Consider the following 5,471-nt stretch of genomic DNA (forward strand, 5'->3'; position numbering starts at 1 on the left):
ACTTATCGTAGGAAGGAGAAGGAAGTCTGCTAGTCGCTGGAGCCTGAAGCTAGACAAAAGAAAAGCGCAAGGCGACGTATGGGTTGGAGCTCTGAATAGAACCGAGCTCAGATCTACTGTCAATAGTGTTCTAACAAGTTGATTCTAAAGACAAGTCCAAATAAGGGCTTGTCTTTTATTTTTCAATCGGGCGGGAAAGAGTTAAACTAAAAAGATGATGAAATGAGAATGTAGGTGAATTAAATCATGATGATCCGTTGTGGCAAGTACACACTTGATTGTGGTCAAAAAACATTGATTATGGGAATTCTGAATGTCACTCCCGACTCCTTTTCCGATGGTGGGAGCTTTAATGCTTTGAGCCATGCAGTTGAACATGCGAAGGAAATGGTAAAAGAGGGCGCTGATATTATCGACATTGGTGGTGAGTCTACACGTCCTGGTCATGACCCAGTCTCGACTGGTGAAGAGGTTGATAGGGTGCTTCCGGTGATTCGAGAGATTACGAAGGCTGTCCAAGCTCCGATTTCTATCGATACATATAAAGCGAAAACAGCTGAAGCCGCAGTGATAGCGGGTGCACATATTATCAACGATATATGGGGAGCAAAGAAAGATCCTGAGATAGCGGCCGTAGCGGCCGAGCGGGATGTTCCGATTGTTTTAATGCACAATAGGAATAACCGTGACTATACAAATTTTATTCGTGATGTACTGAACGATTTATATGAAAGCATTTCTATTGCTAAAAAAGCGGGGGTTCCGGATGACAACATCGTCCTTGATCCCGGAATTGGATTTGCCAAGGACTATCGAGAAAATCTTATAATGATGAGAAATCTGGATAAACTGGTTGGGCTTGGGTATCCGGTACTGCTTGGAACCTCCCGCAAGCGAATGATTGGAACTGCACTTGATCTTTCTGTGGAGGAACGAATGGAAGGAACGGGCGCTACCGTTTGTTATGGAATTCAGCAGGGGTGTCAGATCATGCGTGTTCACGATGTTAAAGAAATAAGTCGTATGGCAGCCATGATGGATGTTCTTTTAGAAAAGGGGGAGCAGAATGGATAAAATTTACCTGAATGAAATGGATTTTTACGGAAATCATGGCGTCTTTCCGGAAGAGGCTGCGCTTGGGCAGCGTTTTCGGGTGAATGTTGTGATGGAAACGGATTTGCGTGCAGCTGGGCGTTCGGATAATCTTGAAAAAACAATCAACTATGCGGACGTTTATACGCTCTGTAAAGAAATCGTTGAAGGAAAGAGATTCAATCTTATCGAGGCCGTTGCTGAAAATATTGCAGTTGATATTTTGGAGCGGTTTGAGTCTGTTGAGCGTGCTCACGTGAAAGTGATCAAACCGAATCCACCAATTAATGGAATTTATGATTCCGTAGCTGTTGAGATTATAAGGGGGCGCCATGAATAATCTTGCTTTTTTATCGCTTGGCTCTAATATCGGTGACAGAGAAAAATGGCTGAAAGCTGCAATAAGGGAACTGAAGCAGACGAAGGGAATTGAAATTGAGAAAGTGTCTTCCATTTACGAAACGGACCCAGTGGGCTATACTGACCAGGATCTTTTTCTAAATATCGCTGTAAAAATTACCACTTCATTATCTGCTTATGAACTTTTAACCCGTTGCCTTCAGATTGAAGAACGGCTGGGTAGGGTGAGGAAATTCAGGAATGGCCCCAGAAAAATCGACCTTGACATTTTATTATATAATAACGAAAATATTGAGATGGAGGACTTGCAAATTCCTCATCCTCGAATGACTGAACGTGCATTTGTCCTTGTTCCGTTATTGGAGATTGATGGAAAAGTGAAGCTTCCGGAACAAAATGTTTCTCTGGTTGATGTGTTAAACGAAATACCTGATAAAGAAGGTGTTCGATTATGGAAACAGATAAATGGGGAAGGCGGATCCGGGCTTTTCGAAAGCTAAAGGGCCGTACCCAAGAAGGTCTGGCAAGAGAAATCGGAATATCCGTCTCAGTTTTGGGAGAAATTGAACGGGGAAGCCGTCTCCCGTCAGAACTGATACTCAAACAAATTTCCGATGTGCTCAAAATTCCCGTTGAGGAATTGACCCCACCGGATGAGTTGGATAAATAAAACACTTGGAAAGGAGGAAGAATCAATATGCTTAAAATTGGCGATATCGAAATGAAGAACCAAGTTGTTCTGGCCCCGATGGCCGGTATTTGCAACTCAGCATTCCGTTTGACTGTAAAAGAATTCGGTGCTGGTCTTGTATGTGCGGAGATGATCAGCGATAAAGGCATCGTTTATAAAAATGAAAAGACAATGAACCTGCTTTATATTGATGAGCGTGAAAAGCCACTGTCATTGCAAATTTTTGGTGGTGAAAAAGAGACGCTGGTTGAAGCTGCTAAATTTGTTGATCAAAACACCAATGCGGATATCATCGACATTAATATGGGTTGTCCGGTGAATAAAATTATCCGCTGCGAAGCGGGCGCAAGGTGGTTGCTGGAACCGAAAAAAATCTATGATATGGTTTCTGCCGTAGTTGATGCTGTAAATAAGCCGGTTACAGTGAAAATGCGGATTGGTTGGGATGATGAACATATTTTTGCTGTGGAAAATGCACAGGCCGTTGAGCGGGCAGGCGGTGCTGCTGTATCGATGCATGGTCGAACACGAGTTCAAATGTATGAAGGCCATGCTAACTGGGATATCATCCGTGAAGTGAAACAGTCTCTGAATATTCCTTTGATCGGAAACGGTGATGTTGAAACTCCTCAAGACGCAAAGCGGATGCTCGATCAAACAGGTGTTGATGGTGTCATGATTGGCAGGGCTGCGCTTGGAAATCCATGGATGATCTATCAAACAGTTAAATACTTGGAAACTGGGGAACTAACAGGTGAACCGACTGTCAGAGAAAAAATGGATGTCTGTCAGCTGCATCTGGATCGTTTAATCGCTTTAAAGGGAGAAAATATCGCAGTTCGCGAGATGCGTAAACACGCTGCGTGGTATTTAAAAGGCATTCATGGAAACGGAAAGATCAGAAATGCCATCAATGAATGCACGACAAGGAATGAAATAGTGGGATTACTTGACAGTCTCGTTGAAGAAACTGAACTTAGTGAAATAAAAGCGGGATAATAAAAAATGTTTCGCTGCCATTAGCTGGCAGTTTTTTTTATAGAGGGATGCCTAGTTCCTTAATTTTAGGTACAATATGAAGATAGGGAATGGCTTTATTATGAGATTGGAGTGGAAAAAATGAGTCAGGAAGAGTTGAATGATCAACTTCAGGTGAGACGCGACAAAATGGTATCTTTGCGAGAAAGTGGGTTCGATCCGTTTGGAAAACGGTTTGAACGTACAGCTTTGACGAAGGATATTAAAGATAAATATGAGGAAAAAACAAAAGAAGAGCTAGAGGAACTGAACCAGTCTGTTACGATTGCCGGCCGTATCATGACAAAGCGTGGAAAGGGAAAAGCAGGCTTTGCTCATATTCAGGATTTAACTGGTCAAATCCAAATATATGTCCGTCAGGACGCGGTGGGCGAGGAACAGTACGATATTTTTAAAATGGTTGATCTTGGTGATATAGTTGGTTTAACGGGGACTATTTTCAAAACCAAGGTGGGTGAACTGTCCATAAAAGCGAATGAATTTACCCTGCTTTCGAAGGCACTGCGCCCACTTCCAGAAAAGTTTCATGGATTGAAAGACGTTGAGCAGCGTTATCGTCAGCGTTATCTTGACTTAATTACCAATGAAGTCAGCAGGGAAACTTTTATCGCACGAAGTAAAATCATCCAATCCATGCGCCGTTATTTGGATGGACAAGGCTTCTTAGAAGTTGAAACACCTATGCTTCATGCAATTGCAGGGGGAGCGGCTGCTCGTCCTTTCATTACGCATCACAATGCGTTGGACACACAATTCTATATGAGAATAGCCATTGAGTTGCACTTGAAACGGCTGATTGTTGGGGGTCTTGAAAAAGTGTACGAGATCGGCCGGGTTTTCAGAAATGAAGGGGTCTCAACAAGGCATAACCCTGAATTTACAATGATAGAATTGTATGAAGCATACGCAGATTTCAATGATATTATGGAACTTACTGAAAATATGATTGCTTTTATCGCTAAGGAAGTGCTGGGCACAACTTCTGTCCAGTATGGAGAAGATGAAGTGAATCTGGAGCCGAAGTGGCGCCGTCTTCATATGGTGGATGCTGTAAAAGAATATACAGGTGTGGATTTTTGGAAAGAAATGTCCGATGAGGAAGCTATCCAGCTTGCCAAAGAACATAATATTGAAATCACAGAACATATGACATATGGACATATTGTCAATGAATTCTTCGAACAAGTTGTTGAAGAAAAACTTATTCAGCCTACATTTATTTATGGACATCCTGTAGAAATTTCTCCACTTGCGAAGAAGAATGATGACGATCCAAGGTTTACAGATCGATTCGAACTATTTATTGTTGGCCGTGAGCATGCTAATGCATTTACAGAATTAAATGACCCAATTGATCAGAGGGAAAGATTCGAAGCTCAACTGGAAGAAAGAGAGCAAGGAAATGACGAAGCGCATGAAATGGACGAGGATTTTATCGAAGCACTGGAATATGGAATGCCGCCAACAGGTGGATTGGGCATCGGGATTGATCGCCTAGTTATGCTATTGACGAATTCTCCTTCCATAAGAGACGTACTCCTATTTCCACTCATGAGACAAAAGGATTGATTTCTGGAACCCTGCCGTTTTTGGCAAGGGTTCTTTTTGATTCTTTTCGAATGACGAACTTTGCAGTAATTTTAACGCTCTATATGTAGAGAAGGAATGTCCTATTTGTTGATAATAGGCCCACAACCGAGGAAGCTCTTCACAAAATATTGATAACATACAGTAATTGTTGGAGAAACAGTCCGAGCCTATTTACTGGGCTTGAATTTATGGATGAATAGAAGACTCAGGTGTTGTGATCTGTACTTTACCTTCTATTTTATGAAATAAAAACAAAAAAACTATTGCACGTAAAATAAAAAGGTGTTATATTAAATATCGTTGCTTGTAAGAGACAACAAAGCAATAAAAAGTTTTTAAAAAAAGTGTTGACTTCAAATCGGTTAACATGGTATATTAAGAAAGTCGCCTCAGACGAGATTGAAAAAACAATTTAAAAAAAGTTGTTGACAATCAAAACCGGGTGTGATAAAATAGAAGAGTCGCTCGAGAGAGCAAATTCAAGTTTGATCTTTGAAAACTGAACGAAACGAACGTCAATAATTTATTAAGTCAGCTTTATTATGAGCTAACGAACTCGGATGAGCAAAGGCTAAGAGCGCCACGTCCTGTGGGGACGCCTTTGTTAGTACATCCTGTACTTCATGAGAGTTTGATCCTGGCTCAGGACGAACGCTGGCGGCGTGCCTAATACATGCAAGTCGAGCGGATGAAGGGGAGC

General features: G+C 41.7%; 6 protein-coding genes and 1 rRNA gene. All 7 read left to right on the forward strand.

The annotated features are described in order from the left end of the window. Positions 1 to 246 precede the first annotated feature (246 nt). Positions 247 to 1,074, forward strand: coding sequence for a dihydropteroate synthase (gene folP, locus H9631_RS12650; RefSeq protein WP_191813317.1), 828 nt, complete (start codon positions 247 to 249; stop codon positions 1,072 to 1,074). Next, positions 1,067 to 1,432: a dihydroneopterin aldolase gene (folB, locus tag H9631_RS12655; RefSeq protein WP_191813319.1), complete on the forward strand. Its 366-nt coding sequence runs from the start codon at positions 1,067 to 1,069 to the stop codon at positions 1,430 to 1,432. The genes folP and folB overlap by 8 nt, the downstream gene beginning before the upstream one ends. Beyond that, the gene (gene folK, locus H9631_RS12660; protein WP_191813321.1) at positions 1,425 to 1,952 is read left to right on the forward strand and encodes a 2-amino-4-hydroxy-6-hydroxymethyldihydropteridine diphosphokinase; all 528 of its coding nucleotides are present in this window, start codon (positions 1,425 to 1,427) and stop codon (positions 1,950 to 1,952) included. The genes folB and folK overlap by 8 nt, the downstream gene beginning before the upstream one ends. Further along, complete coding sequence (locus H9631_RS12665; RefSeq protein ID WP_160708181.1) at positions 1,904 to 2,122, forward strand: helix-turn-helix transcriptional regulator; 219 nt, start codon at positions 1,904 to 1,906, stop codon at positions 2,120 to 2,122. Before folK ends, H9631_RS12665 begins: the two co-directional genes overlap by 49 nt. A 27-nt stretch (positions 2,123 to 2,149) precedes the next feature. Continuing rightward, a complete protein-coding gene (gene dusB, locus H9631_RS12670) occupies positions 2,150 to 3,142 on the forward strand; it encodes a tRNA dihydrouridine synthase DusB (RefSeq protein ID WP_191813323.1) in 993 nt (330 codons plus the stop codon). Positions 3,143 to 3,262: 120 nt separating this feature from the next. After that, positions 3,263 to 4,750: a lysine--tRNA ligase gene (lysS, locus tag H9631_RS12675; RefSeq protein ID WP_225221017.1), complete on the forward strand. Its 1,488-nt coding sequence runs from the start codon at positions 3,263 to 3,265 to the stop codon at positions 4,748 to 4,750. 640 nt (positions 4,751 to 5,390) lie between these two features. Next, positions 5,391 to 5,471 (forward strand): 16S ribosomal RNA (locus H9631_RS12680); the annotation flags it as partial.

It is taken from the genome of Bacillus norwichensis, from assembly GCF_014836955.1.
Taxonomy (GTDB): Bacteria; Bacillota; Bacilli; order Bacillales; family Bacillaceae_C; genus Siminovitchia; species Siminovitchia norwichensis.

Bases quoted from the DNA above. Each gene is read 5' to 3' on its own strand.
- folP (WP_191813317.1), top strand. From the start codon at position 247: ATGATGATCCGTTGTGGCAAGTACACACTTGATTGTGGTCAAAAAACA.
- folB (WP_191813319.1), top strand. From the start codon at position 1,067: ATGGATAAAATTTACCTGAATGAAATGGATTTTTACGGAAATCATGGC.
- folK (WP_191813321.1), top strand. From the start codon at position 1,425: ATGAATAATCTTGCTTTTTTATCGCTTGGCTCTAATATCGGTGACAGA.
- H9631_RS12665 (WP_160708181.1), top strand. From the start codon at position 1,904: ATGGAAACAGATAAATGGGGAAGGCGGATCCGGGCTTTTCGAAAGCTA.
- dusB (WP_191813323.1), top strand. From the start codon at position 2,150: ATGCTTAAAATTGGCGATATCGAAATGAAGAACCAAGTTGTTCTGGCC.
- lysS (WP_225221017.1), top strand. From the start codon at position 3,263: ATGAGTCAGGAAGAGTTGAATGATCAACTTCAGGTGAGACGCGACAAA.